This window comes from Streptomyces sp. NPDC002054, from assembly GCF_040296685.1.
In the GTDB taxonomy this organism is placed as follows: domain Bacteria; phylum Actinomycetota; class Actinomycetes; order Streptomycetales; family Streptomycetaceae; genus Streptomyces.
The window spans coordinates 1-25519 of record NZ_JBEOXT010000054.1; the positions used below are offsets into that span (position 1 = coordinate 1).

Annotated in this window: 21 protein-coding genes and 3 pseudogenes; 9 read left to right on the forward strand and 15 right to left on the reverse strand. The window is 72.1% G+C overall.

Annotation, left to right across the window (positions count from 1 at the left end):
- Positions 1–8: 8 nt before the first annotated feature.
- Positions 9–89, forward strand: a pseudogene (locus ABT123_RS34005) (arginine repressor); the annotation flags it as partial.
- A 64-nt stretch (positions 90–153) separates the two neighbouring features.
- Here ABT123_RS34005 and ABT123_RS34010 read toward each other — a convergent pair.
- Positions 154–660: a hypothetical protein gene (locus ABT123_RS34010; RefSeq protein WP_351321858.1), complete on the reverse strand. Its 507-nt coding sequence runs from the start codon at positions 658–660 to the stop codon at positions 154–156.
- A gap of 396 nt (positions 661–1056) precedes the next feature.
- Here ABT123_RS34010 and ABT123_RS34015 point away from each other — a divergent pair, with 396 nt between their 5' ends.
- A complete protein-coding gene (locus ABT123_RS34015; protein WP_351321860.1) occupies positions 1057–1719 on the forward strand; it encodes a class F sortase in 663 nt (220 codons plus the stop codon).
- Between the two features lie 67 nt (positions 1720–1786).
- Here ABT123_RS34015 and ABT123_RS34020 read toward each other — a convergent pair whose 3' ends face one another.
- From ABT123_RS34020 to ABT123_RS34035, 4 genes are all read right to left on the reverse strand, one after another.
- Positions 1787–2707 carry a polysaccharide deacetylase family protein gene (locus tag ABT123_RS34020; protein ID WP_351321862.1) on the reverse strand — a complete coding sequence of 307 codons (921 nt, stop codon included), beginning with the start codon at positions 2705–2707 and terminating at the stop codon, positions 1787–1789.
- Between the two features lie 98 nt (positions 2708–2805).
- Entirely contained in the window at positions 2806–6141 is a 3336-nt protein-coding gene (lysX, locus tag ABT123_RS34025; RefSeq protein ID WP_351321864.1) for a bifunctional lysylphosphatidylglycerol synthetase/lysine--tRNA ligase LysX, read from the reverse strand.
- A gap of 69 nt (positions 6142–6210) precedes the next feature.
- On the reverse strand, positions 6211–6597 hold the full coding sequence (locus ABT123_RS34030) for a hypothetical protein (protein WP_351321866.1): 387 nt from the start codon (positions 6595–6597) through the stop codon (positions 6211–6213).
- A gap of 128 nt (positions 6598–6725) precedes the next feature.
- Positions 6726–7964, reverse strand: a complete 1239-nt coding sequence (locus tag ABT123_RS34035) for a CapA family protein (RefSeq protein ID WP_351321868.1) — start codon at positions 7962–7964, stop codon at positions 6726–6728.
- Between the two features lie 222 nt (positions 7965–8186).
- Here ABT123_RS34035 and ABT123_RS34040 point away from each other — a divergent pair, with 222 nt between their 5' ends.
- Complete coding sequence (locus ABT123_RS34040; protein ID WP_502971147.1) at positions 8187–8756, forward strand: sigma-70 family RNA polymerase sigma factor; 570 nt, start codon at positions 8187–8189, stop codon at positions 8754–8756.
- 271 nt (positions 8757–9027) lie between these two features.
- Positions 9028–9492: a hypothetical protein gene (locus tag ABT123_RS34045; RefSeq protein WP_351321904.1), complete on the forward strand. Its 465-nt coding sequence runs from the start codon at positions 9028–9030 to the stop codon at positions 9490–9492.
- Between the two features lie 7 nt (positions 9493–9499).
- On the opposite strand, the gene ABT123_RS34050 is transcribed toward ABT123_RS34045, so the two are convergent.
- The 4 genes from ABT123_RS34050 to ABT123_RS34065 all read right to left on the reverse strand — a co-directional run bounded on the left by ABT123_RS34050 (position 9500) and on the right by ABT123_RS34065 (position 14701).
- Positions 9500–9889, reverse strand: coding sequence for a hypothetical protein (locus ABT123_RS34050; RefSeq protein ID WP_351321906.1), 390 nt, complete (start codon positions 9887–9889; stop codon positions 9500–9502).
- A 43-nt stretch (positions 9890–9932) separates the two neighbouring features.
- A complete protein-coding gene (locus ABT123_RS34055; protein WP_351321872.1) occupies positions 9933–10814 on the reverse strand; it encodes an Fpg/Nei family DNA glycosylase in 882 nt (293 codons plus the stop codon).
- A gap of 469 nt (positions 10815–11283) precedes the next feature.
- Positions 11284–13347, reverse strand: a complete 2064-nt coding sequence (locus ABT123_RS34060) for a SpoIIE family protein phosphatase (protein WP_351321874.1) — start codon at positions 13345–13347, stop codon at positions 11284–11286.
- Positions 13348–13354: 7 nt separating this feature from the next.
- Positions 13355–14701: a DUF6777 domain-containing protein gene (locus ABT123_RS34065; RefSeq protein WP_351321876.1), complete on the reverse strand. Its 1347-nt coding sequence runs from the start codon at positions 14699–14701 to the stop codon at positions 13355–13357.
- A gap of 140 nt (positions 14702–14841) precedes the next feature.
- Here ABT123_RS34065 and ABT123_RS34070 point away from each other — a divergent pair, with 140 nt between their 5' ends.
- Positions 14842–16278: a lipase maturation factor family protein gene (locus tag ABT123_RS34070; RefSeq protein ID WP_351321878.1), complete on the forward strand. Its 1437-nt coding sequence runs from the start codon at positions 14842–14844 to the stop codon at positions 16276–16278.
- Here ABT123_RS34070 and ABT123_RS34075 read toward each other — a convergent pair.
- The gene (locus tag ABT123_RS34075) at positions 16264–17244 is read right to left on the reverse strand and encodes an NAD-dependent epimerase/dehydratase family protein (protein ID WP_351321880.1); all 981 of its coding nucleotides are present in this window, start codon (positions 17242–17244) and stop codon (positions 16264–16266) included. The two genes, ABT123_RS34070 and ABT123_RS34075, sit on opposite strands and share 15 nt — an antisense overlap.
- A 129-nt stretch (positions 17245–17373) precedes the next feature.
- Entirely contained in the window at positions 17374–17544 is a 171-nt protein-coding gene (locus ABT123_RS34080) for a hypothetical protein (protein WP_351321882.1), read from the reverse strand.
- Between the two features lie 326 nt (positions 17545–17870).
- Between ABT123_RS34080 and ABT123_RS34085 the strand changes: the two genes are divergently transcribed.
- Positions 17871–18404 carry an inositol oxygenase family protein gene (locus tag ABT123_RS34085; RefSeq protein WP_351321908.1) on the forward strand — a complete coding sequence of 178 codons (534 nt, stop codon included), beginning with the start codon at positions 17871–17873 and terminating at the stop codon, positions 18402–18404.
- A 62-nt stretch (positions 18405–18466) separates the two neighbouring features.
- On the opposite strand, the gene ABT123_RS34090 is transcribed toward ABT123_RS34085, so the two are convergent.
- Positions 18467–19957, reverse strand: a complete 1491-nt coding sequence (locus ABT123_RS34090; RefSeq protein ID WP_351321884.1) for an SDR family NAD(P)-dependent oxidoreductase — start codon at positions 19955–19957, stop codon at positions 18467–18469.
- 234 nt (positions 19958–20191) lie between these two features.
- On the opposite strand from ABT123_RS34090, the pseudogene ABT123_RS34095 reads away from it, so the two are divergent.
- Positions 20192–21013 (forward strand): annotated as a pseudogene (locus tag ABT123_RS34095) (DMT family transporter); the annotation flags it as partial.
- Between the two features lie 24 nt (positions 21014–21037).
- Here ABT123_RS34095 and ABT123_RS34100 read toward each other — a convergent pair.
- The 3 genes from ABT123_RS34100 to panD all read right to left on the reverse strand — a co-directional run bounded on the left by ABT123_RS34100 (position 21038) and on the right by panD (position 23713).
- On the reverse strand, positions 21038–22354 hold the full coding sequence (locus tag ABT123_RS34100; protein ID WP_351321886.1) for a transglycosylase family protein: 1317 nt from the start codon (positions 22352–22354) through the stop codon (positions 21038–21040).
- A 586-nt stretch (positions 22355–22940) separates the two neighbouring features.
- Positions 22941–23273 (reverse strand): GNAT family N-acetyltransferase, encoded by a 333-nt coding sequence (locus ABT123_RS34105; RefSeq protein WP_502971148.1) that lies wholly within the window; start codon positions 23271–23273, stop codon positions 22941–22943.
- Between the two features lie 20 nt (positions 23274–23293).
- Complete coding sequence (panD, locus tag ABT123_RS34110) at positions 23294–23713, reverse strand: aspartate 1-decarboxylase (protein WP_351321888.1); 420 nt, start codon at positions 23711–23713, stop codon at positions 23294–23296.
- A gap of 407 nt (positions 23714–24120) precedes the next feature.
- Between panD and ABT123_RS34115 the strand changes: the two are divergent.
- Positions 24121–24366: pseudogene (locus ABT123_RS34115) on the forward strand (TauD/TfdA family dioxygenase); the annotation flags it as partial.
- 211 nt (positions 24367–24577) lie between these two features.
- On the forward strand, positions 24578–25456 hold the full coding sequence (locus ABT123_RS34120) for an alpha/beta hydrolase family protein (protein WP_351321890.1): 879 nt from the start codon (positions 24578–24580) through the stop codon (positions 25454–25456).
- Positions 25457–25519 lie beyond the last annotated feature (63 nt).

Genomic DNA, 25519 nt, shown 5'->3' on the forward strand with positions numbered 1-25519 from the left:
AGACGACCATGAGTCAGGCGCAGGACAACGAGCAGGCCGGTCCTTCCGTCCCGCAGACCCGTACCGCCCGCCACCGCCGGATCGTGGACCCGAGTCCTGGCCAGGACTCGGGGCGACCGGCGGTTCGAGCTCAGACCGGGGAGGTCCGTCCGGTCAGGCCCGGCCGCGGACCGGCCGGCGACGGCGCATCAGGTGGATGCCCGCGCCGAGGGCAGCGGTACCGACAAGCCCCGCGCCGATGACGGTCTCGGTGGTGGACGGGCCGAAGGACCCGCCGATGCCGCCCTGGGCACCGTTGCCGAAGAGGACCTGGAAACGGTGGGTCGCGATGAGATTGCTGTCGTTGCACCTGACGTGCAGCGTGTGAGTGCCGGGCGACGCGTGGTTGAAGATCCGCACGGTGGCGAATCCGACGGTGCCGGCCGAGAGGTTCGCCGGCGAAAAGTTGCCGGGCGAGCTGACCGTGCCTCCGTGGCCGCAGCCGGAGGCACTCACCTGCATGGTGGAGCCCTGGTGGACGGAGAACGGGTTGACCGAGACGTTGCTCGGCCCATTTCCCCCGATGCCTGTGCCCGGCGGATCCGCGGAGGCAAGTGGGGTGCAAAGCCCGACGGCAGCGAAGGCCGCCGCGGTCACGGTGAAGGCGCGAAAGGCACGCATGGTGGAACCTCCAGCGGGAAGCGCCCCAGAGCGGTGGCCCGGGATGATCGACGAGAACGCCTCCCACGACGAACCCTCAGGGCGCCGCGCAACCACCGCATGTCCGGCTTTGGGCCGCCCGGTTGATCGACACGCCGAGCAGCGCGCAGCCGGGCCGACGGATCCGCAGGTCACGGCCCGTCAGACATTTATGTGACGATTACCTGGATGGGCGCACCCCTTCCGGCCCCCGCCGCCCGCCCGCCGGCGCCCCGCCACCCGTTCGCCCTTCCCCCCTCGCCGTCCCGCCGCAGCACGCTTAGCGTGCGTGAACAAGAGCGCTGCCGGAAACCAGCACAGCAGCGCCGGGGCGGGGACAGGAACGCGGGCCGGGACCCCCGCGTCGGGAAGGGAACCATGTTCATCGAGGACGAGCCGCCACCGAGGAGGCGCTCCCCCTGGGGCGTCATCGCCCTGGTCTTGCTCTCCGGCCTCGCCATGATGCGGAACGGGTCGAATATCGACGAAGGCCCGCCGCAGCCGACCGCGGCGGCGGCCGTGAAGGTGACCGCCGATCAACTGCCTGCGGAACCACCCCGGGCACAGCCTGGACTGGAGGTGATGGAGCATTCCTCCGTGCAGCGGATCCGGATTCCGGCCATCAGCGTGGATGCACCGGTGATGACGGTGGGTCTCGACGCCGAGGGATGGATCGACGCGCCGCCGGCCCAGGACCCGAACCTGGCCGGCTGGTACCTGAACGGGATCTCGCCCGGTCAGCAGGGCTCTGCCGTGGTGGTCGGCCATGTCGACAACGCGCAGGGCCCGGCGGTGTTCTACGGGCTGGGTTCGGTGCGCAAGGGCCACCGCATCGAGGTGGAGCGGTACGACGGGCGCACCGCGGTGTTCGAGGTGTACGGCGTGGAGGTGTTCTCCAAGGAATCGTTCCCCGGTGCCCGGGTGTACGGGGACACCGGGCACGCCGAGCTCCGCGTGATCACCTGCGGCGGCGGCTACTCCAAGGCCAAGGGCTACGACGGCAACGTGGTGGTGTTCGCCCGGATGGTGGAGGCCCGCTGAGCGCCGGCTGGGGGCGGGCACCCGTCAAGGCGCCCGCCCCCAGCCGTGATCACACGGATCGGACCGGTCAGCGCGGGGGCAGCGCCGGCAGGGACATCTCGTAGCCCCGGTCGATGAGTTGGGGAAGGTAGGCGCGCAGGGCGGCGACGCTCTGCGCACGGTCGCCGCCCGCGTCGTGGGACAGCACGATCACGCCGGGGCCGGCCCCTTTGAGCACCCGGGAGATGATGGTGCCGGTGCCCGGCTCCTTCCAGTCCAGGGTGTCCACGGTCCAGGCCAGCGGCTCCATGCCGAGTTCGGCGCCGATCTCGAACGCCGCCCGGTTCCAGGCTCCGTACGGTGCGCGGAACCACACGGGCGGCCGGCCGACCGTCTGCTGCACCACATCGCTGGTGCGGCTGATCTCGGCGGCCAGGGCGGGACGGGAGAGCCGGGGGATGAGCGGGTGGGTCCAGGTGTGGTTGCCGATCACATGGCCTTCGGCGTCCATCCGGCGCACCAGGTCGCGGTGCACGGTGGCCATCTCCCCGCAGACGAAGAACATGGCACGGGCTCGGTACTGGGCGAGGGTGTCCAGGATGCCCGGGGTGTAGCGGGGGTCGGGACCGTCGTCGAAGGTGAGCACCATGCTGCGGCCGGTGTGGGCGGCGGGCGGCATTTCGAGGAGGGGCCGGGTGCGTACGGGCGGCAGGCTCGGCCGGTAGCGCGGCGGGGCCTCGCTGAGGCTGGGGTTCAGCCGGTACGCCGTCGCGGGCGGGCCCTGCGCCCGCATCCCCGGCGCCCCGGCGGCCCCCGCACCCCCGGCGCCGACCCGCGGCGACCCCGATCCCGGTCCTGACCCCGGCCCCGGCCCGGGCGGTGCTGCGCCCTGCCCCCCGGGAGTTCCCGCCTGCTCACTGCCGATCAGCCCGGCAGCGGCTGCGACCCCGAGAAAGACAGCGGTCCGCAGCACGAACCGCCGCCCCGCTGACAGCTCATCATTTTTCATTACTACTACGTATCAACGAGATCGCCGCAGATGTCGAGATGCGCGGACGCGCCGCAGCCCCCTCACCCGTTCAGGGGAGCCCGCTCAGCGGCGCCTGCTCAGCCGCGGCGGACCAGCGGGAACGGCAGGGTTTCGCGGATGGTCAGGCCGGTGAGGAACATGACCAGGCGGTCCACGCCGATGCCCAGGCCGCCGGTCGGCGGCATCGCGTACTCCAGGGCGTCCAGGAAGTCGTTGTCGAGTTCCATCGCCTCGGGGTCGCCGCCGGCCGCGAGCAGGGACTGGGCGGTGAGCCGGCGGCGCTGTTCCACCGGGTCGGTCAGTTCCGAGTAGGCGGTGCCCAGCTCGGTACCGAAGGCCACCAGGTCCCAGCGTTCGGCCAGCCGCGGGTCCTTGCGGTGCTGGCGGGTGAGCGGGGAGACGTCCGTCGGGAAGTCCTTGTAGAAGGTGGGCAGCTTGGTCTTCTCCTCGACGAGGCGCTCGTACATCTCCACGACCACATCACCGCGGGTGTCCTCGGGGGTGTGCGGCACCCCCACCCGGTCGCAGAGCCGGCGCAGCACATGCTCCTCGGTGTCCGCGTCGACCTCTTCGCCGAGCGCCTCGCTGACCGCCCCGTAGAGGGTCTTCACCGGCCAGGTCCCGGAGATGTCGTGGACGACGAGCCGGCCGTCCGGGCCCGCCTTGTGCGCGACGGGTGAGCCGAAGGCGGCCGTGGCGGCGCCCTGGATCAGCTCGCGGGTCAGGTCGAGCATCACGTCGTAGTCCGCGAAGGCCTGGTAGGCCTCCAGCATCGTGAACTCGGGGTTGTGCTTGTAGGACACCCCTTCGTTGCGAAAGGTACGGCCCATCTCGAACACCTTCTCCATACCGCCGACGCACAGCCGCTTCAGGTACAGCTCGGGTGCGATGCGCAGGTACAGGTCCAGGTCGTAGGCGTTGATGTGGGTGCGGAACGGGCGGGCGTTGGCGCCGCCGTGGATCTGCTGGAGCATCGGGGTCTCGACCTCCAGGTAGCCGCGGTCCAGCAGCCCCTGGCGCAGCGCCTGGACGGCCGCGGACCGGGCCCGGACCACGTTCCGGGCCTCCGGCCGCGCGACCAGGTCGAGGTAGCGGCGGCGGACCCGGGCCTCCGGGTCGGCCAGGCCCTTGCGCTTGTCGGGGAGCGGGCGCAGGCATTTGCCGGTGAGCTGCCAGGAGGAGACGAGGAGCGACAGCTCGCCGGTCCTGCTCGCGCCGATCTCGCCGCTCGCCACCACGTGGTCGCCGAAGTCGACCTGGGAGGTGAAGGAGTCGAGCACCTCGGCGCCGGACTCCTCGCGGGTGAACATCAGCTGGAAGTCCCCCGACCAGTCGCGCAGGACGGCGAAGACCACGCCGCCGAGGTCACGGACCACCATCACCCGCCCGGCCAGGGTGGCCTGTTCGCCGGTGCGGGTGCCGGTGGGACGGGCGGACTGGGCAGCGTGGGCGGAGTGGGCGGCGCGCAGGCCTGCCACGGTGTGGGTGCGCTGTGGGATGCCGACCGGGTAGGGGTCGGTGCCGGCGGCGATCAGACGGTCGAGCTTGGCGTGCCGCACCCGGACCTGCTCCGGCAACTGCTCGGCGCCCGCCCCGCCCTCCTCCCCCGCCTCCTGGAGGCCGAGCGAGGCGATGGAGGGCAGGCCCTCGGTGCTGGTGACGGGGGCGGTCGCGCCCCGCACGTGCCCCTTGCCCCACAGTTTGCGCAGGCTCGGTACGGAGACGAAGCCCTCGGCGATGCCGGAGGCGAGGGAGACCCGGGCCAGCGAGCCGGCGTCCTGGTAGCAGAGGAACCGGGGGTACCACTCGGGTCCGTACTTGACGTTCGAGCGGTACAGCGCCTCCAGTTGCCACCAGCGGGAGAAGAACAGCAGCAGTCTGCGCCACAGTTTCAGCACCGGTCCGGCCCCGATCCGGCCGCCTTCCTCGAAGGCCGACCGGAACACGGCGAAGTTGAGGGAGATCCGGCGGACCCCGAGCCGTGGGGCGGTGGCGCACAGCTCGGCCACCATGAACTCCATCACCCCGTTGGGGGCGGTCCGGTCGCGGCGCATGAGGTCGAGGGAGATGCCGTCCCTGCCCCAGGGGACGAAGGAGAGCAGGGCGATCAGTTCGCCGTCGGCGTCGAGGGCCTCGACGAGCAGGCAGTCGCCGTCGCCCGGATCTCCGAGCCGGTCCAGGGCCATGGAGAAGCCGCGTTCGGTTTCGGTGTCCCGCCATCGGTCGGCCCGGTCGATGATCCGCTCCATCTCCTCCTCGGTGAGTGCGGAGTGCCGGCGGATCCGGGTGGTGGCGCCGGTGCGCCGGACCCGGTTGACTGCCTGCCGGGTGACCCGCATGTCGCGCCCGTCCAGGTCGAAGTGGGCGACCTGGAGGATCGCCTCGTCACCCAGCTGGAGGGCGCTCAGGCCCGACCGGGCGTAGGCGGTGGCACCTTCCTCGGAGGCTCCCATGACGGCCGGCTGCCAGCCGTGGCGGCGGGCCACGGCCAGCCAGGAGTCAATGGCGGGGGTCCAGGCACCGGGGTCGCCGACGGGGTCCCCGCTGGCCAGGCAGACCCCCACCTCCACCCGGTAGGTGACCGCGGCCTTGCCGGTGGGGGCGAACACCACCGCCTTGTCGCGGCGGGTGGCGAAGTAGCCGAGGGAGTCGTTGCGGCCGTAGGCCCCCAGCAGGGCCCTGATCCGGGGTTCCTCGTCACCGTGCAGGGCGGCCGTCATGCGCTGCGAGCGGAAGAGGGTGGCTGCGGCGTTCAGCAGGGCCAGCGCTCCGAACAGGCCGAGCAGGAAGTACAGCGGGCGGGGCGGGCGGCCGTCGAACTGGCGGGCGGAGAACAGCCCGCCGAAGACCTGCTTGGCCGCCCAGTCCAGCCACTGGCTGCGCGGCAGGGTGCCGGGGAAGAGGGCGACCAGGCCCCAGCCGAGGAGCACGGCGGCGAGCAGCCCGACCCCGAGGACGAGCAGGGCCCGCCACACGGCGCCCGGGCGGGAGGCCGCGTAGAACTCCTTGCGGGCCAGGACGAGCAGGGTGACGGCGGCGATGCCGAGGATGCCGGAGGGGATGGACACCCATGGCGGGTAGCCGCCGTCGAGGAGGATCAGCAGGTCCGTGAGGATCAGCAGGGCCAAATAGGCGACGACGATCCACCAGGCGATCTTCTTGCGGGTCCCCAGGGCCGCGGCCAGCAGGAAGAGGAAGACGGCGTACGCGAGGTTGGCGCTGACCGGTACGACGAAGAGGTCGAGGAAGCGGACCACCGGACGGAGCAGCCGCCGCAGGGTCGGGGACAGCGCCAGCAGGGCACAGAGCAGGCCGAGCGCACCGAAGAACGCGCCGAACCCGTCGGGCACCCGGCTCAGGAACCGGTTCCGGGTCCCGTGGGTCTCCTGGTACGGCGGTGCGCTGACGCTCATGGTTCGCACTGTAGGGAGCCCCGCCGGGGCGCGCGCGCCGAGCAGCGCCGCGGCGGGACCGGGACCGCATCAGCAGTGGGGGACCGTGCTCTGGTTGGAGACCTTGTTGGCGGAGATCCATCCGGACATCCGGGTGGACTTGCCCTGGGGGCTGATTCCGGGTGCGCTGACGAAGAACCAGCGGTTGGTGCCGTTGGCCCAGGCGCCGTCCGCCCAGCACTGCATGGTGACCTTGGTGTCCGCCCAGATGGTGCCCATGTTGTTCTTCGGAGCGGAGCCGAAGATGGAGGCGTAGGCGGACGCGACGCTGTTGGTCTTGGGCGGCGCGGGCATCTGGTTGCCACCGCCGTCGGCGGCGGTGGCCGGGCTGACGGCGGCCAGGGCCAGGGCGACGCCGAATGCCGCGGTCGTGGCCATCCGGCTCAGACGCCCGAACTGTGCGCGGTCGCGCTTCATGTATCGCCTCTCATGATGTGGTGCGGAGAAGGTCGGTCTCTTCCACCACCGGTTTCATCCGGCTCACAGTCCACCACGCACCTGCCCGGTCGGCGCTGTGCCGACCGGTTACGGAAGCCTTACGGGCGCTAGTGGCCAAGGGTCAGGCCGTCCTTGGAGGCGGCGCGGCTCAGGACCGCCTCCGTGATCGCGTCCTGGGCGGACTCGTAGTCCTCCCGGCCCGGGTCCTCCGCCAGTGCCGCCGGCAGGTTGACCACCCGGCCGGCGCCGAGGTCCATCAGCTGTGGGATGAACTCCGCCCTGGTGACCCGCCACCGCTGTCCCGGCGCGGCCGGCGGCTCGAACCGGAACCGGCCGATCGAGCCCTGGTTGCCGCGCGGGTCGAAGTCGCCGGAGTGGTTGAACATCTGCCCGGCGACCTGGTCGCCCATCCCGTACACCACCCACGTCCCGTTGACCTTCTCGTACGCCTGCGGGATGTGCGCATGCGTGCCCAGGATCATGTCGATGTCGGGCCGGCCGCCGGTCTGCGCGGCCGTGAGCGCCTTGCCCAGGCTCAGCTGCTGCTCGTTCGGCTCGGTCTGCCACTCCGTGCCCCAGTGGAGGCTGACCAGCACCACATCGGCGCCCGCCCGCCGGGCGGCCCGGGCGTCCGCGATGACCTGGTCCTGTTTCATCAGCTTCACCGCCCACGGCCGGTCCTCGGGCAGCGGATAGCCGTTGGTGCCGTAGGTGTAGGCGAGGTGCGCGACCTTGGCGGTGCCCGCCGTGTACATCGCCGGGGTGGCCGCCTCCGCCGCCGTACGGGCCGAGCCGGTGTGCTTGAGCCCCGCCCTGTCGAAGCGGTCCAGGGTCCGCTGCAGCCCCTCCGCACCGTCGTCCAGGGTGTGGTTGGAGGCGGTGGAGCAGCCGTCGTACCCGGCGTCCTTGAGGCCGTCGGCGACCTCGGGCGGGGAGATGAACGCCGGGTACCCGCTGAAGGGGCCGCCGTCCTCCCCGTAGACGGTCTCCATGTGGCAGAGGGCGAGATCGGCGGCCGAGACCACCGGTTTGACCGCGCCGAACAGCGGCCGGAAGTCGTAGCCGTCGCCGTCCGCGTCGGCGGCGGCGCGGTTGATGACCGAGGTGTGCGGGAGTACGTCCCCGGTGGCCACCAGCGTGAATCCGCGGGCGGCGGGCCGGGCTTGCGGGTCGGCCGGGTCGTGGGCGCCGGCCACCCTGGAGGGCTGCGGACTGCGCGGGTCCGCGAGACGGGCCGGGGTGGAGTCCCGCTCCGCCGAGCAGCCGGCTGCGGCTGCTGCGGCGGCGGCCGAGAGCAGTACGGCCGCCAGGGCAATGCGTGCGGTGTGCCGGGGTCGCTTGGTCATCTGTCCCAGCTCTCACTTATCGGACTATCTGATGATCTGAATCCACAGAAGATGACGTGGGAAGTCAAGGAGCGGTGCCGGGCCGGCCCGGGTCCTCACCCGTTCGCCGCGCCGTTCGACCGTTTGTCGCGGAACCCTGCCGTCCATCGGATCTCCCGGGTGCTTGGGCGCACGGCCTCGGCGGGGCGGTTCCGGGCGGGCTCATCGCAGGTCAGGGTGGGCATGTCGAGCCGCCCGGACCCCGGAAGGAGCCACCCGGTGACCCTCTCCCCCACCCTCCAGCGCACAGCAGCCGACGCGTTGGCCGAACTCCAGCGCGAGCACGGCCGGGCCTTGTTCGGATTTCTGCTCGGTCTCACGCACGGCGACGCCCAGCGGGCCGAGGACCTGGTGCAGGAGACCCTGGTGCGGGCCTGGCAGCACCCGGAGGCCCTGGAGAGCGACCACGCGTCCATGCGGCCCTGGCTGTTCACCGTCGGCCGCCGCCTCGCCATCGACGCCCGCCGGGCCCGGCTGTCCCGCCCCCGGGAAGTGGACCCCCAGGGGCTGGAGCACGCCCCGGCTCCGGTGGACGGGGTGGCCGGCGCGGTCACGGCCATCGATGTCCGGCGGGCCCTGGGCAGCCTGGGGCCGGAGCACCGGGAGGTGCTCATGCAGGTGTACTTCCGCGACCGGTCGGTGGCCGAGGCCGCGCGCGAGCTCGGCATCCCGGCCGGGACGGTCAAGTCCCGTACGTACTACGCCCTGCGCGCCCTGCGGAAGGACCTCCAGGGGTACGGACTCGGCGCGTGAGCGGGTGGGCCGGGGCATGTCCGGCGATGTCGGGCCCATGGTGGTTCGACCGAAAGAAACAGCTCAAGGATTGACCGGTTAGTGTCCGTGAGGTGTCGAGAATGCATCGGGAACGGCATCAGACCGTTCAAGTTGAGTAAACATCCCCCGCCTTACGAGCTCCTGAGGGAAGGCTCATCGAGGACGGCGGAACGCTCGACACCCGGGAGAAGGTGGAACGGTGCAGCCCGAGGGCACGAACGGCACCAGCGGCGGCGGGCTCGCGGTGCCCATGGCATGGCTCTACGCCGAGTACATCGCGGACGAACTGCTGCGCACGGGCCGGCTGATCCCGGTCAGCACCCTGGAGTTCCGGGCCGGCCGGGACACCCTGGCACTCACCATCTACCTCTCCGACGCGGCCGGGGAACTCTCCGGCATCCGGGTGGTCTCACAGCTCGACGAGTGGCTCTCGCTCACCGCGTACGGGCACCCCTGGCGGGACTGGGTGCACACCCGGTTCCTGCAGCTGGGCGAGGAGGCCCGGGAGCGCGGCGCGGCCGAGGACCCCGACCTGGAACTGGCCCGGGCGGCCTGGACCTGGCTGGACCGGACCGAGCTCTTCGCCACCAACCTCGAGCCTGGACTCCCGGCGGAGGCGGCCCACCCGGGCGGTCTGGACGAGAACGTGCGCGTCTGGACTCCGGCCTGGCAACTGGGGCTGCCGCTCGGCCACTTGGCCATGCACCTGTTCTAGCGGGGGTTCAGGGCGTGTCCTTCGGGTCCGCGACCAGGCCGGTGAAATCCGCCTCGTTGCGTTCGGCGCAGTGCACGTACCAGCGGGCGATCAGCCACATCAGCGGGTACACGGCCACCCCCAGCACCGCCCAGACCAGCGCGCCGGACGCGTCCTCGGGCAGGGCGAACAGCAGGGGCAGGGCGCCGACCAGCAGCGCCAGGGCGATCAGCGCGCCGAGCCCGGCGCGCAACTGGCTGCGCATCAGCGCGCGGACGTAGGTGGTCCCGAGGGTGGTCTGCTCGGAGATCTCCGACCGGGCGGGCGCGTGCGCAGGTGGCCGCCGCCGGGCCCCGCGGGGCACTCCGGTGACCACCTCGCGGCGGGGGGCGGAGGGCGGCTGCGATTCTTCGGCCATGGCCATGGCCAGGGAGTCTACGGCTGCTTGAGGCCGCTTGAGGCTACTTGAGGAGGCGTGAGAGGCGGCGGTCGGCCAGCGGCTTGCCGCCGGTCTGGCAGGTGGGGCAGTACTGGAGGGCGGAATCCGCGAACGAGACCTCGCGGATGGTGTCCCCGCACACCGGACAGGGCTCGCCGGCCCGGCCGTGCACCCGCAGCCCGCTCTTCTTCTCGGCCTTCAGCCGGCCGGCGGCCATGCCGCGGGAGCGCTCGACGGCCTCGCGCAGGGTGGTCCGGACCGCGGTGTGGAGGGCGGTGATCTGCTCCTCGTCGAGGGAGGCGGCCAGTTTGAACGGCGACAGGCGGGCGTAGTGGAGCGCTTCGTCGCTGTAGGCGTTGCCGATGCCGGCGATCACGCTCTGATCGCGGAGCACGCCCTTGATCTGGCGCCGCTCTCCGGCGAGGAGCGCGGCGAAGGCGTCCCGGTCGAAGGAGTCGGCGAGTGGGTCGGGGCCGAGGCGGGCGATGCCGGGCACGTCCTGGGGGTCGTGCACGACGTACACCGCGAGCCGCTTCTGGGTGCCGGCTTCGGTGAGGTCGAAGCCGTCGGCGCCGCCGTCGCTGCCGTCGCCTTCGAGTACGACGCGCAGCGCGAGCGGGCTCTTGCCGCCGGGGCGGGGCGGCTGTGCGGGCAGGGACTCGCGCCAGTGGAGCCAGCCGGCTCGGGCCAGGTGGGTGACGAGGTACAGCTCGCCGATGCGGATGGCAAGGAACTTGCCGTGGCGGGTGGTGGGGCCGACCTGTTGCCCTTCGAGGGCGGCGAGGGGTGGGGCGTAGGTCTTGAGGACGCTGATGGCGAGCGGCAGGACGCGGTTGACCGTCCGGCCGGTGAGGTGCTCGTCGAGGAACTCCTTGAGGGCCTCGACTTCGGGCAACTCAGGCATACCACCAGCGTACGCAGCCCCGGCCCCCTACGGCTGCACAAACCCACCCGCGCTCCGCCCGCCCCTCGCTTCGCTGGGGGGGCACCCCCACCCCTTCCCGAAACCGGGTCCTACGGCCCCGGACCCCGCCACGCGCCCGGGCTCCGCCCGGGGGCGGCTCCCCACTTCCGCGGCTCCGCCCCGGACCCTCGCGGGCACCGGGCGGGCCCGGGGGCGGGGGCGGGGGCCGTACCGCTGCGCGGAGCCTTCCCCCACCCCGCCCCTTCCCGAAACCGGGGCCTGCGACCCCGGACCCCGCTCGTGGGGCTCCGCCCCACACCCCGCCAGGGTGCCCGGGCTCCGCCCGGCACCGGCCCGGGGGCGAAGCCCCCGAAACGGGTGCGGGCGGAGCCCGTACACCCCGGCAAGGTCCGGGGCGAAGCCCCCGGGAAGGGGGCCGGGCGGAGCTTCGGGTTTGGGGAGGGGCGGGCTAGGGGATGGTGAATTCGCACCAGACACATTTGCCGCTGCCGCGCGGCTCCACGCCCCATACGTCGGCCAGCCGGTCGACCAGCATCAGACCTCGGCCCGACACCCCCGACGCCCCCGCCTCCCGCCGCCGCGGCAGCGCGCTGGAGCGGTCCTGGACCTCGACGCGGAGGCGGCGTTGCGGGCCCGCCAGGACGCGGAGGGTCACGATGGCCGGGCCGTCCGTGTGCATCAAGGCGTTGACGATCAGCTCGTCCGCCACCAGTTCGATCTCGTCGGCCCGGTTCCGCGCACCCCACGACCGTACCGCCGCCCCGATCATGTGCCGGGCGGAGACCAGCGCCTCCGGATCGCCGGGGGCGACGTGCTGCTGCAGTCGGCCGCCGCCCTGCGGGGCGTCCTCGACGTGGCGGCGCAGCAGCAGGAGTGCCATGTCGTCGTCGCCGCCGCGGTCGTCGATCACCTCGCACAGCCGGTCCGCGAGCTGCTGCAGATCGGCCGGGCCGCTCCGGACCATGGCGGTGAGCCGTTGGATGCCGTCGTCGAGGTCGGCCCCCGGCTGTTCGACCAGGCCGTCCGTACAGAGCAGGAGCGTCTCCCCGGGGTCCAGCTCCACCGTGGTGACGGGGTATTCGATGCGGCCGAAATCGGCCGACAGGCCGAGCGGCAGGCCGCCTTCCACCGGCAGCCGGCGGCAGTCGCCGGTCCGGGACCGGATCAGGGGGTCGATATGGCCGGCCCGGACCAGTTGGAGCACCCCGGTGGCCAGATCGGCCTCCGCATAGGTGCAGGTGGCGAAGCGGTCGGTGTCGAGCTCGTGGAGGAAGACGGAGGCGCGGGCCATCACCGTGCCCGGGGAGTGCCCCTCGGCCGCGTAGGCGCGGAGCACGATCCGCAGCTGGCCCATGACCGCGGCGGCGTGCGTGTCGTGTCCCTGGACGTCGCCGATGACGGCACCGACCCGGCCGCCGGGGAGCGGAATGACGTCGTACCAGTCGCCGCCGATGTCGCGGCCCATCCGGGCGGACCGGTAGCGGACGGCGACCTGCGCGCCCGGCACGGCCGGGATCCGGCGCGGCAGCATGGCCTGCTGGAGGCCTTCCGCGAGGTCGTGCTCCTGCTCCAGCAGCATGGCGCGCTGCAGGCTCTGCGCGATGCTGCTGCCGAGGGCGACGAGGAGGTTGCGTTCCTCCTGGGTGAAGCCGTCCTTGTCGCGGTAGAGCAGTCCGATCGCGCCGATCGGCCGGGCCTGGGCGATCAGCGGCAGGTAGGCGGCGGCCGAGATGTCCATGTGGGTGATCTTCGACCAGAGGTAGGGGTAGCCGTCGGCGAATTCCTGAGGGGAGTGGATGAACTTCGGCTGGAGCGAGCGGACCACCTCGCTCATCGGGTAGTCCTCGTCGATCCGGGTGAAGCGGGTGCCGGGGACGAAGCTGCCCTGCGGTCCTTCGGCCACCAGGTGGATCCGCCCGGCCTCGACCAGGCCCATCACCATGCCCATGGAGCCGAGCCGTTCCAGGCCGTGTGCGTCGCTCAGGGCGTCGATCACGTCCTGCACGGTGCGGGCGTGGGCGAGGGCGGCCGTGGTGGCCTCGACCACGGAGGTCTGGCGGCGGCGTTCCTCGTCCAGGCCGAGGCGTTCGGCGGAATGGCTGAGTTCCTCGGTGGCGTCGCGGACGATGCCGATGATCCGGTACGGGCGGCCCTCGCCGTTGCGCAGGACCCGGCCCTGGGTGTGGGTCCAGCGCAGCCGCCCGTCGCGGCAGCGGATCCGGAAGTAGGCGCCGTAGCTGTTGACCCCGCTTTTGAGCGCGCTGGAGACGAGTGCGTCGAGCCGGTGCGATTCGGCGGGCGGAACTCTTGGCGCGAGGGACTCGGGCCGGCCGTCGTATTCCTCGGCGGAGGTGTCGAAGACTTCCAGTCCCGGCGCGTCCAGGTGCATGAGGCCCGTCACCAGGTCCCAGTCGAAGCTGCCCATCCGGTTCAGCGCAAGCGATCGGTCCGGGTGTGCGGGCCAGTCGTCCGGCAGGGATACGGTGGTCGGCACCGGTCCACCATGACACACGCCGGGGTCAGGCGCTCTCCAGCTCTACCGCCTCCTCGGTGACTGCCTCGGAGACCCCCTCGGAGACCCCCTCGGGGACTGCCTCAGGGAGCGCCTCGGGGACTGCCTCCTCGGAGGTGAGGCCCTCGTCGGGTACCGCGTACGGGTCCGCCGGCGCGTACGGGTCGGTGAGGGTGCCGTCGCCGGCCGCGCCGTCCGGGTTCAGCGGGTCGACCGGGGCGTACGGGTCGACAGGTGTGTTGGGGTCCACGGTCAGCCCCTGGTTCTCGGAGGCGTCGGAGGGCAGCTCGCCCAGCTGGTCGGGCTGCGGCCTGGCCGGGCGCGGGTTCGGCGGCGGCAGCGGGGCCGGCTCGATGGGCCGGGTCTGCCGTGGTGCGCTGCCCGGCGGGCAGGCGGTGGCGGCGGGGCCGGGGACACCCGAGCTCTTCGGGGGTGTCGCGGTACGGGCCCCGGCGTTGTTGCCCGGGACGACACACGGGTCGGCGGGCCCGTTGCCCGTCTGGCCGGAGGCATGTGCGGGCAGGCCGTCCTCGGGGTTGTACGGGGGCATGACCTGGGGCGCCCGGTCCTGGGCGCCGTCGTCGCCGGTCCGCCGCTCGATCCAGGTGTTGTCCGCGAGGTTGGCGATCACCAGTTTGTCGATCGGCTGGCTGGTCGGCTCGATCACGATGACCTGGTTGGGGTGGTAGCCGGTCCACGGCTTGCCCTGGGTGACGGGCTCGCCCCTGGCGGCGAGCGGCGGCTGGAGCGGGTTGCCGCAGGCGCACCGCACCCGGGGCATGCCGTACCGGTCGACGAGGACGGCGGTGCCGGCCTGCAGGACGGACTGGAAGCCGTTGGCCCGGCCGTCGCGGAAGCCGTGGTTGGTGACCCGGACGTCGGCGCGCAGCACCACGGGGGTGAGGCCGCGCAGGTAGTCGGGGATCCCGTTCGGTTCGATGCCGGTGGCCTGGGCGAATGCCAGGGCCTTGCCCTTGGACTTCTCGGCGGTGAGCGAGCGGATCTGCTGTTCGACGTCGCAGCTGCCGAGCCGCTGCTGGCCCCCGTACAGGCCGGGGGTGGATCCGACGACGGTGCGGATGCCGCGGCCGGTCGTATTGGGGACCGGGGCCTGGATCGGCGCGGATTCGCCGGTGGCGGTCGACTGGGTGAACGGGTCGGGTTCGGCGGCGCCGACGGGCTGGAGGAAGAGTTCCTGGCTCTCGACCGGTCTGGCCGGCTGCTGCTGCTTCTCCTCGCTCCCGCAGCCTGCGGCGAGCAGGCCGAGCAGCGCGAAGAGGGCTGCGCCGGCCGGTGCGTGACGGCTCGGCGCCTGACGTGGTGTCGGTCGTCCCTGCACGTGGTTCGGCCTCACGTGGTTCTCCCTTTCGCCCCGGATGCTCCCTACTTGTCTGACGCATGCCCGGGGGTGTCGCAAGCCGAGGCCCGCTTCCTTGCTCCAGGAGGCCCTGCCGGATCCCCCGGGCGCGCTGATACTGGCGGATACTGGGGGTGATGGACTGGTTCACGGCGCCCGAGTACTGGCTGGGCCGGCTGGTCTTCCAGCGGGCCCTGGCCGGCGTCTACCTCTTCGCCTTCCTCGGGGCGGCCCTGCAGTTCCGCGCCCTGATCGGGGCGCGCGGGATGCTGCCGGTGCCGGATTACGTGCGGTACGTACCCTTCCGGCGGGCCCCGAGCCTCTTCCAATGGCGCTATTCCGACCGGCTCTTCGCCGGGTGCGCATGGGCCGGGGCGGTGCTGGCGGGCGCGCTCGTGGCCGGGGCCGGGGATGCGGTTCCGCTGGGCTGTGCGATGGCCATGTGGGCGGTGCTGTGGCTGCTGTACCTGTCGATCGTGAATGTGGGCCAGACCTGGTACGCCTTCGGCTGGGAGTCCCTGCTGCTGGAGACCGGGTTCCTGGCGGTCTTCCTGGGGAACGCGTCGGTCGGCCCGCCGGTGCTGGTCCTGGTGCTGCTGCGCTGGCTGCTGTTCCGGGTGGAATTCGGCGCCGGGCTGATCAAGATTCGCGGGGACGCCTGCTGGCGCAAGCTGACCTGCCTGTACTACCACCACGAGACGCAGCCGATGCCGGGGCCGCTGAGCTGGTTCTTCCACCATCTGCCGAGGCCGCTGCACCGGGTGGAGTGCGCCGCCAACCATGTCACCCAACTGGTGGTGCCGGTCCTGCTGTTCACCCCGCAGCCGGTGGCCTCGGTGGCCGCCGCGATCATCGTGGCCACCCAGTTGTGGCTGGTACTGTCCGGCAATTTCGCCTGGCTGAACTGGCTGACGATCACCCTGGCCCTGTCGGCGATCGACTTCACCCGGATCGCGGGCCCGCCGCCCGCCGCCGCGGCCCGCGGGGCGCCGGTCTGGTACGTGGTGCTGGTCTGCGCGGCGGCGGCGCTGATCCTCGTCCTCAGCCGGCATCCGGTGCGGAACATGATCTCGCGGCGGCAGGTGATGAACCGGTCCTTCGACGCCCTGCACCTGGTCAACACGTACGGGGCGTTCGGCACGGTGGGCCGGATCCGCGACGAGGTGGTGGTGGAGGGGACGGCGGATCCGGTGCCCCGGGAGGACGGGGACTGGCGGGAGTACGGCTTCAAGGGGAAGCCCGGTGACCTGCGGCGGCTGCCCCGCCAGTTCGCCCCGTACCACCTGCGGCTGGACTGGCTCATGTGGTTCGCGGCCCTCTCCCCCGGCTATGCGCGGGACTGGTTCGGGCCGTTCGTGGAGCGGCTGCTGTCCGGTGACCGGGACACGCTGCGGCTGCTCCGCCACGATCCGTTCCCGGACGGCCCGCCGCTGTTCGTGCGGGCCCGGCTGTACCGGTACCGGTTCACCAGCCGGCGGGAGCTGCGGGAGACGGGTGCGTGGTGGCACCGCACGCTGGTGCGGGAGTACCTGCCGCCCACCCGTCTCGCCGCCCGGGTCTCACGCGAGCAGTGACTTCTCCCGCTCCCGGTCCAGGCCGGGGCTGGGCCGGTCGGGCCGCTGCGGTGCCGCGCCGCCGATGTCCCCGAGCCAGGCCCAGGTGTCGGCCACGGTGTCCTCGACGGGCCGGCAGTCCAGGCCGGCCGCGACCGCCTTGGCCACGTCTGCGCCGTGCATGACCGCGTGGTACTCGCCCGGCGGGAACCAGACCGGGAGCTCGGTCCACGGCTGCACCCCGGCGTCCAGGATGCGCTGCGGGTCGGTCCAGCGGAGTTCGGCGGTGCCTCCGGTGACGGTGGCGCAGGCCTCCAGGAAGCTGCCCATGGTGGCGTGGCCGGCCGGGGAGACCAGGTCGTAGGCGCCGCCGAGCCCGGCCTCCGCCGCGTCCAGGGTCCACTGCGCGAGGTCGCGTACGTCGATGTACTGGATCGGGAGGTCGCGCGGGCCGGGGGCGAGGACCGGGCCGCCCTCGGCCATCCGGCCCAGCCACCAGGGCAGCCGGCCGATGTTCTCGTACCGGCCGAGGATCAGGCCGGCCCGGACCAGCAGGGCGCGGTCGCCGAAGGCGTCGAGGGCGGCGAGCTCGCCGCCGCGCTTGTCCTCGGCGTAGGCGATCGAGTCGGCGTCGGGCGAGCCCTCGACGAGCTGGCTTTCCTCGGCGAGGCCGGCCGGGGCCGGGTAGGCGTACACGGACCGGCTGGAGACGTACACGTACCGGCCGACCCGGTCGCGCAGCAGTCGGGCGGCGTCACGGACGACGGTGGGGGCGCCGCTCCAGGTGTCCACGACCAGGTCCCACTCCCCCTCGGCGAGGGCGGCCAAGCCGTCGGGGGCGGTCCGGTCGCCGTGCAGGGAGATCGTCCCGGGAGGGGCTGCATGGCGGCCCCGGTGGAAGACCGTGACCTCCCAGCCACGGGCGAGGGCGTCTTCGGTGACGGCCCGGCCGACGAATTCGGTACCACCCAGCATCAGCAGTTTCATGATCGCCATCCTGCGGCCGGCGGGTGGCCGGCGGAAGGGATGATCGCCCAGAGCGATGACGCTCAGGGCGTACTGCGCCGCCCCCGCGCCGGATCGGCGCGGGGGCGGCGGCGAGTCGGAACCCGCGGATCAGTCGATGCCCGGCAGGATGTGCGGCTCTGCCAGGTCGTCCTCGTACCCCGCGAGCCGGATCGGGGCGGATCGGGCCCACACCTCCAGGCTCCCGAGCTCGTCGGAGCGGGTTCGGCGCTCCGTGCGCTCCGTCAGGGCCTGCTCGTGCTTCGTCAGTTCTGGTGTCACCGCGCACTCCTCTTGTGTCGCGTAACCCGGGTGGCTCACCACACCGGGCAGGGAGAAAAGGGCATCCGGTCGCGGTGGCGCCGTTGTTCTCGATACGGAGAGTGGCCCGGGTGAGGCCGTCCGTGTGCCTCAGGGTACACATTTGAGCGGGGTTCCGCTCAATGGGAGAGTAAAATCCACTCCCGACTGCTTGTCTTCTCCAGGAGTTCAGCACCTTGTACGTCGGCGTGTCGACCGCAGCTGATCTCCTCGGGACGGAATTGCGTGGACCGACGGAGGGGATGGGCGTGGCGGAGATCGACGGAATCCGCGGGGTCGAGGAGCTGATGGAGCTGCTGCACGCCTGCAAGGGAGCCTGGGATACGCCTGATCGCAGCGGGGATCCGGTCGATCTGCACGACCACGCGCTGCAGACGGCGGCACTGCTCCGGCGCTCGCATCCGTACGACAAGGAGCTTCAGGTGGCGGGCCTGGTGCACGATCTCGGGCACCTGCTCCGTCCGGGTGACGACGCGGGGCACGCCGACCACGCGGCGGATGCGGTCCGCCCGCTGCTGGGCGACCGGGTGGCCCGCCTGGTACGGCTGCACGTCCCGGCGAAGCGGTACCTGGCGGCGGTGGAGCCGGAGCGGACGCTGTCCCCGCAGAGCGCGCTGACGCTGCGGGCGCAGGGCGGGGTGATGGGCGAGGCGGAGGCGCGGGCCTTCGCGGCGGACCCGGAGGCGGCTGCCGCGGTGATCCTCCGGCAGGCCGACGACGCGGGGAAGGTGGTCGGCCTGAACGCGGGCGAGCTCGAGGACTGGCGTCCGGTGATCGAGCTCCTGGCGGCCAGGGTCCGCAGCACGCGAGCCCCCGCCTGAACGCAGGCGGGGGCTCGGGGCGGGGCTTCGGCCCGGGGCTTCGGCAGGGCTTTTGGAGCGGCCTACCAGTTCGCCGGGGCGTAGTCCTTCAGGAAGACGCCGAACAGGTCCTCGCCCGCCTCGCCGCGCACGATCGGGTCGTAGACCCGGGCCGCGCCGTCGACCAGGTCGAGGGGGGCGTGGAAGCCCTCCTCGGCGAGGCGCAGCTTGTCGAAGTGCGGACGCTCGTCGGTGATCCAGCCGGTGTCGACCGAGGTCATCAGGATCCGGTCGGTCTGGAACATCTCCTGGCCGCTGGTCCGCGTCACCATGTTCATCGCGGCCTTGGCGGCATTGGTGTTCGGGTGTCCCGCGCCCTTGTAGCCGCGGCTGAAGACGCCCTCCATCGCCGAGACGTTCACGACGTACGCCCGGCCGCTGGTCGACTTCCGGGCGGCATCGGCCATGGCCGGCCGAAGTGCGCTGATCAGGATGAACGGCGACGTGTAGTTGCACAGCTGGGTCTCGAGCAGCTCCACCGGGGAGATCTGGTCGATGGTCTGGACCCAGGTGTTGCTGTCGACGACGTCGGGCAGCAGGCCGCCCGCGTCGATGGCGGTTCCGGCCAGGTGCCGCTCCAGGCTGGCGTTGCCCGCGACCAGGGCGAGGTCGGCGACCTTCTGCGCCTCGAGCCCGCTCACCCCGACGGGCAGCGCCGCCAGGCCGTCGACCGCGCCGGAGTTGAAGGCGCCGATGACGTGGTGGGCGGGGAGCTCACCGGCGGGCAGCGGGGCGGACTCCCCCTCGACCAGTGCCGCGTAGGCGGTGGGCAGGCGGCGCACGGTCTGCGTCGCATTGTTGATGAGGATGTCCAGCGGGCCTGCCTCGGCCACCTGGTCGGCGAGCGCCACGGCCTGGGCCGGGTCGCGCAGGTCGATGCCGACGACCTCCAGGCGGTGCATCCAGTCCGCCGAGTCCTCCATCGCCTTGAATCGGCGGATGGCGTCCTTGGGGAAGCGGGTGGTGATCGTGGTGTGGGCGCCGTCGCGCAGCAGCCGCAGCGCGATGTACATGCCGATCTTGGCCCGGCCGCCGGTGAGCAGCGCGCGCTTGCCGGAGAGGTCGGCGCGGGCCTCGCGCCTGGTGCGGTTCTCCACGGCGCACCCCGGGCAGAGCTGGTGGTAGAAGTAGTCGACCTCGACGTACCGCGTCTTGCAGATGTAGCAGGAGCGCGGGCGCTGGAGTATCCCGGCGATCCGACCGGCCTCCGTGACGGAGGAGGGCAGGATGCCCTCGGTCTCGTCGTCGATGCGCTCGGCGGAGCCGGTGGCGGTCGCCTCGGTGACGGCCTTGTCGTTGGCGGTCTTGGCGGCGCGGCGCTCCTGGCGGCGGCGCTGCTTGACCGTCCGGTAGACGCCGGCGGTGGCGCGGCGGACGGTGATCGCGTCGGGGTGGTCGACGTCGATGGTGTCCAGCTCCGCGAGCACGCTGAGGCAGAGCGCCAGCCGCTCGGGGTCGATGCCCGGCCCGTACGCCTGGATGTCTTCGGTCTCGGTCGCCTCGGTCGCCGTCATGCCCGCTGCCGTTCCTCGATCACTCGTGTCCTGCGGAAGTCCCCAAAAGGGGAACTGTACGGATCCTGCCGGTCAGGGTCCAAACCCATTGCCCAGCAGTCACGTTCCGCAATCGCACGGTCACGGTGGGGTGATGGGAGTACGCGCTTGTACTCGCCTACTACGACCGGAGTATGAGCGATCTTCTACCAGAGATTGAGGAATACTCGATCAGTACCCCGCATTCTGAAACACATGAGTGCCCTCGCATTGTCGGTGCTGCTCTGCCTGGTGTCTGCGCTCGCCTACGCGGCCGGTGCGATCGTGCAGGAGCAGGTCGCCGTCGCGCATCCGAACCGTCCGTACGCGCCGCTCCGGCAGGCCGGCTGGTGGGTGGCGGTTGCGCTCAACGGCGCCGGTGGACTGCTGCATGTGGCTGCGCTGGCCTACGGGCCGCTCAGCCTGGTCCAACCGCTGGGGGCGCTGACCATCGTCTTCGCACTGCCGATGGCGGCGGTGTTCGTGCGGCGCCGGGCCGGCGCGGCTGCCTGGCGGGGTGCCCTGATGGCCACCGTCGGTCTGGCCGGGCTGCTGGCGCTGACCGGTGGGGACGGGCGTACGCAGACGCTGGCCGTCGGGGAGCAGTCACTGCTGCTGGGCTTCACGGCCGCCGGGGTGGCGGCGCTGTTCCTGGCGGCGCGACGGATGCGGGAGCCGGTCACGCGGAGCGTGCTGCTGGCGATCGCGGCGGGCGCCGCCTTCGGCATGGCCTCGGTGTTCACCAAGTCGGTGGCCGAGTCCGGCACCGGGGAGTCCGCCGTGGCCGCGGTGCTCGGGCAGTGGCCGGAACTCGCGGCGATCGCGGTCCTGGCCGTGGGCGGGCTGCTGCTGTCCCAGGCCGCCTACCGGGGTGCCGGGCTGGCCGCACCGCTGGCCACGCTGACCGTGGTGAACCCGGTGGTGGCGGCAGCGGTGGGCATTTCGCTGTTCGACGAAGGCTTCCGGTACGGGGCGTTGGGCACGACGGCTGCGCTGGTGAGCGGTGCGCTTGCGGCGGCCGGCCTGATCCTGCTCACGGCCGTGCCGCCGCACGCGCGGGTGTCAGATGCGCACCCCGTGGCCGCGGAGGTACGTGAGCGGGTTGATGTCGGAGCCGTAGCCGGCGCCCGACCGTATCTCGAAGTGCAGGTGCGGGCCCGTACTGTTGCCGGTCGAGCCGGAGCGGGCGATCCGCTGACCGCCGCCGACCTGCTGGCCGGCCTGGACGGACAGCGCCGACAGGTGCGCGTACTGGGAAAACTTCCCGTCGGTGTGGCGGATCACGATCTGGTAGCCGTAGGCACCGGACCAGCCGGCCGACACGACCACGCCCGGGCCGACGGCCTTGACTGAGGTGCCGGTGGGCACCGGGAAGTCGATGCCGGTGTGGTACCCGCTGGACCAGGAGGAGCCGGCCACCCGGTAGGCGGTGCCGATGGCCGCGTCCACGGGCGCGCTGTAGCCGCTGGTGGCGGTGTCCGGCCGGGAGGGTGCGGGCTTCTGCTGCACCGGGACCGGCTTGGCGGTCTCGACGGGCTTGGGCTGGACCGGCTTGGGCTGGACCGGCTTGGGCTGCGGGGCCGGCTTGGCCTCTGGCGGCTTGGCGGGCTTCGGCGCCGGCTTCGCGGCGGGCGGCTGCGCGGGGCGGTCCGGGGCGGGTGCGACCGGGGCTGCGGTGACCCGCAGGGTGAGGCGCTGGCCCGGGAAGATCAGGTTCGGATTGCCGCCGACGGTGGTGCGGTTGGTCTCGTACAGGGCCTGCCAGCCGCCCTCGACGTGCTGCTCCTGGGCGATCGCGGAGAGCGAGTCGCCGGGCGCCACGACGTACGGGTTGGGCAGGACCGAAGTCCCGGTCGGCCGCGGCACGGTGGCCTGCTTCGCACCCTGCTTCGGGTCCGTTTTCGGCTTGGCGGCGGGTAAGACCGACTGCCGTGGGCCCGGCACGGAGTGTGCCTTGATCTCGCCCGACGGGGCGCCGGGGGTGATCTGGGGCGGCTGGCCGGCGCGGGTCAGGCCGGCCTTCTTCGAACAGACCGGCCAGGCCTGCGGCCCCTGCCCCTTGAGGACCTTCTCGGCGACCGCGATCTGCTGGTCCTTGGTGGCGAGGTCGGCCCGCGGGGCGTACGCGGTGCCACCGAAGGCGCGCCAGGTGCTCTGGCTGAACTGGAGCCCGCCGTAATAGCCGTTGCCGGTATTGATGTGCCAGTTGTTCGTGGACTCGCAGGTGGCGACCTTGTTCCAGATGTCGACGGATGCGGCCTCCGCCGTACCCGCTCCGACCAGCGGCAGGGCGATGCCCGCGCCACCGGCGGTGACGGCCAGCGAGGCCCGGTTGATGCTGCTCGGCTGGTACCGGCGGTGCCGGCCCCGTACACCCATGGGAGCCCCCTTGAAGACATCAGGAACCGCACAACTTAACGGCACTGCACAGGGCTGACAAGAGTCGCAACCCGGCGCACACAAGGGGAAGTTAACATTCCGTCAACTGGGGACGGACCGGCGCGGGGCGGCGCCGGGGGCAGGGTCGGCACGCCCCGCACACCGGGGCACGCGGGAGCGCACACACGAAGGCCGCCCTGGCCGGCGTACGAGGACGTACCGAGGCCGGGGCGGCGGGACTTCTTCAGGTCGGGCAGGGTTCGGGCACACACCTACCGGCGCACGGAGCGCGAGGGCGCGTTCCGCACGCTCCGGGCGGCCACCGCTAGGCGGTCCGCACCGGCTGAACGATCAGCTCCAGGGCCCGGGCTGCGGGACGGGCGCGGGCCCCGGAGGTGGGGGGATCGGGTCAGGCTCCGGGAACGGCCCGGGGGTGGGCGGCACCGGCCGCGGCACCGGGTCCGGGACGGGCGGCGGCGCCGGATCGGGCGGGGGCTCGGTCAGACCCGGGGCGATCCGTCGCCGATCCAGATTTCTGGTCATACAACCCACCTTCCCCCGGCTTCGGACGGTATGCCCGTCCGGTTCACCCAAGGGTGCGGGCCGTGGTCGCCGCCGCCACCACCTCGGGCGCCGGCTCGGGCGCGAGCTCGGGGTGGCGGGCGGCCCAGGCGGCGACGTACGGGCACAGCGGAACCACCGGGACCTGCTCGGCGGCGGCGATCCCGTAGAGGGTCCGCACCAGCTCCCCGGCGATGCCGCGGCCCTCGTGGTCCGGCTCGACCACGGTGTGGACCGCGACCAGGGCCCCGGGAGCGGTGTCCGCGAGCACGAAGTAGGCGATCACCCCGGCGAGCTGCTCGCCGTCGTACGCCTCCAGCCGGCCGGCCTTGCGGTCGTCCCTGATCTCGATCGCCACGGCGGTCTCCTCGAGTGGGGTCAGTGTGCGATGGCCTGCGGGCTGCGGAGCTGGTCCGTGCCCGGCACCGGGGCGGACGGGTCCACGCCCAGCTCGACAATCCGGTTGTCCCCGTCCACGTGCACCACCCGCGGCTTCAGCGCGCGCGCCTCGGCATCCTCGACCTGGGCGTAGCTGATGAGGATGACGAGGTCCCCGGGGTGCACCAGGTGGGCGGCGGCCCCGTTGATCCCGATCACACCGGAGCCGCGCTCGCCCTCGATGACGTACGTCTCCAGCCGGGCGCCGTTGTCGATGTCGACGATGTGCACGAGCTCCCCGGGCAGCAGATCGGCCGCCTCCATGAGATCGGCGTCGATGGTCACGGAGCCGACGTAGTGCAGGTCGGCCTGGGTGACGGTGGCCCGGTGGATCTTGGACTTGATCATGGTGCGCAGCATGTTTGAACTCCCAGAAGACGGCTCCCTGCCAGCTTTCTGCAGGTCAAGGGCGGTTTTCACTTTACACTGACACGCGTCGGATCGAAGATTAAAAGGAACATCGATTCCCGCTGGCGAGAAGGCTCCTTGCCTGCGCTTCCGTGCGAACCAGGCTGTTGTGGCGCCACCGAGCAGGCTTCGAATCGGACAGCCACTTCGGAATGTTCGGGGACCGATGCTGACTTACCTGACGACACATCAGGCGTGTGAGCGAGGCGGGACGACTAGCTTCCCGCCGGGAGTACCTCAGACCTCCCCAACGTGCTCAAGCAGCCGGTCGCCGCGGGGCGCTTGTGTCACGACAGTTTGCACTCTCCCCGTCCAGGCCAGTTGCCGTGCCGATGTGTCCGGCTCTTCGGCCTGCCCCCACCACCCCGCTCAGCCCTCGGGCCGCCGCAGCGCTGACCGAATTCGGCCGCGCCTGCGAGGCGTCCGCCCGCACCCTGCGCCTGACTCCCGGCGACCTGGTCGTCATCGACAACCGCGTCACCGTCCACGGCCGCACCGCCTTCCACCCCCGCTACGACGGAGCAGACCGCTGGCTGCAACGCACCTACGTCACCACCGACCTGCGCCGCTCCCGCGACCACCGCCCCCACGACGGCCACATCCTCGCCCGCTACGTAGGCGGTGAACGTCTTCCCCGCGTTCTCCCCGCCTTCCACGGTCGTGCGGGACTGGTTCCGCGTAGCCAGCTGCTGATTGGCGAACCCGGTCAGCATCGCCGTGAAGACCTGTTCGGCGAGGTGCCTCACTCGCGGGCGGTTGGGTATGCAGAGGTGCAATGCGGCCGGAGCCGGTCCGGCCGTTCGGAGGGGGCAGGCGATGGCGCAGGTCGTGCTGATCCACGGGATCTTCAACTACGTCCGAGGAGCCACACCGCACGAGGCGGCGCTGGAAGCCGCCGCGGACTGCCGTCCCAGACTCGCGGCAGGGCTCGCCCGGGCCGGCCTTGCGGGGGCGGTTGGGCCGGATCTGGCCATGGCCTACTACGCCGACCTGCTGCGGCCCGACCTGCCGGATGAAGCCCAGGCCGAAGAAGAAGACGACGGATTCGAGAAGCTCACCGCCCGGGAACGCGAGGACGCCGCCGAATGGCTGGTGACGGCAGGGGCTCCCGTACCCGAGCAACTGCAGAACATCGGGCTGGCGCCCCTGCGTCAGCTCCTGGGCTGGCTGGTCGACGACCGCGAAGGACCCATGGGGCGGCGACTGCGCGACAAGATGGTGCGCCGGCTGGAACGCATGATGCTGGCGATGCTGCGCGAGGTGGAGGCGTACACGACCTGGTCGGGGCGGCGCCGACTCGTCCAGGAGCGGGTGGCGCAGACGATCCGACGTGAGCAGCCGCAGGTCATCGTTGCCCACTCACTTGGTTCCGTCGTCGCGTACGAGACCCTGCACGCCCACCCTGACCTGCGGGTTCGTCAGCTCGTCACCCTGGGCTCGCCCCTGCGCCTGCCCTCCCTGGCACGGCGCCTGGAGCCAGGTCTGCGCGCGGGACGAGGGGCCCGCCCCGCGGGCGTCGAACACTGGACGAACATCGCCGACGTCGGCGACCTGGTGGCGATCCCGCCGAAACTCTCCGAGGTTTTCCCCGTGGACCAGGACGAAGTGTTCGACAACGGGCTCGATTTCCACGGGCTCGGCGCCTATCTGGCCAATGGCCTGACGGGTCTCGCCGTCGTCCCCTACCTTTCCTGACAGATGCTCGGCCGGGCCCGACCAGGACGGCCCTCCGCCTGGCCGAACAGAACGCCGGGAGGG

Bases quoted from the DNA above. Each gene is read 5' to 3' on its own strand.
- ABT123_RS34010 (WP_351321858.1), bottom strand. From the start codon at position 660: ATGCGTGCCTTTCGCGCCTTCACCGTGACCGCGGCGGCCTTCGCTGCC.
- ABT123_RS34015 (WP_351321860.1), top strand. From the start codon at position 1,057: ATGTTCATCGAGGACGAGCCGCCACCGAGGAGGCGCTCCCCCTGGGGC.
- ABT123_RS34020 (WP_351321862.1), bottom strand. From the start codon at position 2,707: ATGAAAAATGATGAGCTGTCAGCGGGGCGGCGGTTCGTGCTGCGGACC.
- lysX (WP_351321864.1), bottom strand. From the start codon at position 6,141: ATGAGCGTCAGCGCACCGCCGTACCAGGAGACCCACGGGACCCGGAAC.
- ABT123_RS34030 (WP_351321866.1), bottom strand. From the start codon at position 6,597: ATGAAGCGCGACCGCGCACAGTTCGGGCGTCTGAGCCGGATGGCCACG.
- ABT123_RS34035 (WP_351321868.1), bottom strand. From the start codon at position 7,964: ATGACCAAGCGACCCCGGCACACCGCACGCATTGCCCTGGCGGCCGTA.
- ABT123_RS34040 (WP_502971147.1), top strand. From the start codon at position 8,187: ATGTCGAGCCGCCCGGACCCCGGAAGGAGCCACCCGGTGACCCTCTCC.
- ABT123_RS34045 (WP_351321904.1), top strand. From the start codon at position 9,028: ATGGCATGGCTCTACGCCGAGTACATCGCGGACGAACTGCTGCGCACG.
- ABT123_RS34050 (WP_351321906.1), bottom strand. From the start codon at position 9,889: ATGGCCGAAGAATCGCAGCCGCCCTCCGCCCCCCGCCGCGAGGTGGTC.
- ABT123_RS34055 (WP_351321872.1), bottom strand. From the start codon at position 10,814: ATGCCTGAGTTGCCCGAAGTCGAGGCCCTCAAGGAGTTCCTCGACGAG.
- ABT123_RS34070 (WP_351321878.1), top strand. From the start codon at position 14,842: ATGGACTGGTTCACGGCGCCCGAGTACTGGCTGGGCCGGCTGGTCTTC.
- ABT123_RS34075 (WP_351321880.1), bottom strand. From the start codon at position 17,244: ATGAAACTGCTGATGCTGGGTGGTACCGAATTCGTCGGCCGGGCCGTC.
- ABT123_RS34085 (WP_351321908.1), top strand. From the start codon at position 17,871: ATGGAGCTGCTGCACGCCTGCAAGGGAGCCTGGGATACGCCTGATCGC.
- ABT123_RS34090 (WP_351321884.1), bottom strand. From the start codon at position 19,957: ATGACGGCGACCGAGGCGACCGAGACCGAAGACATCCAGGCGTACGGG.
- ABT123_RS34100 (WP_351321886.1), bottom strand. From the start codon at position 22,354: ATGGGTGTACGGGGCCGGCACCGCCGGTACCAGCCGAGCAGCATCAAC.
- panD (WP_351321888.1), bottom strand. From the start codon at position 23,713: ATGCTGCGCACCATGATCAAGTCCAAGATCCACCGGGCCACCGTCACC.
- ABT123_RS34120 (WP_351321890.1), top strand. From the start codon at position 24,578: ATGGCGCAGGTCGTGCTGATCCACGGGATCTTCAACTACGTCCGAGGA.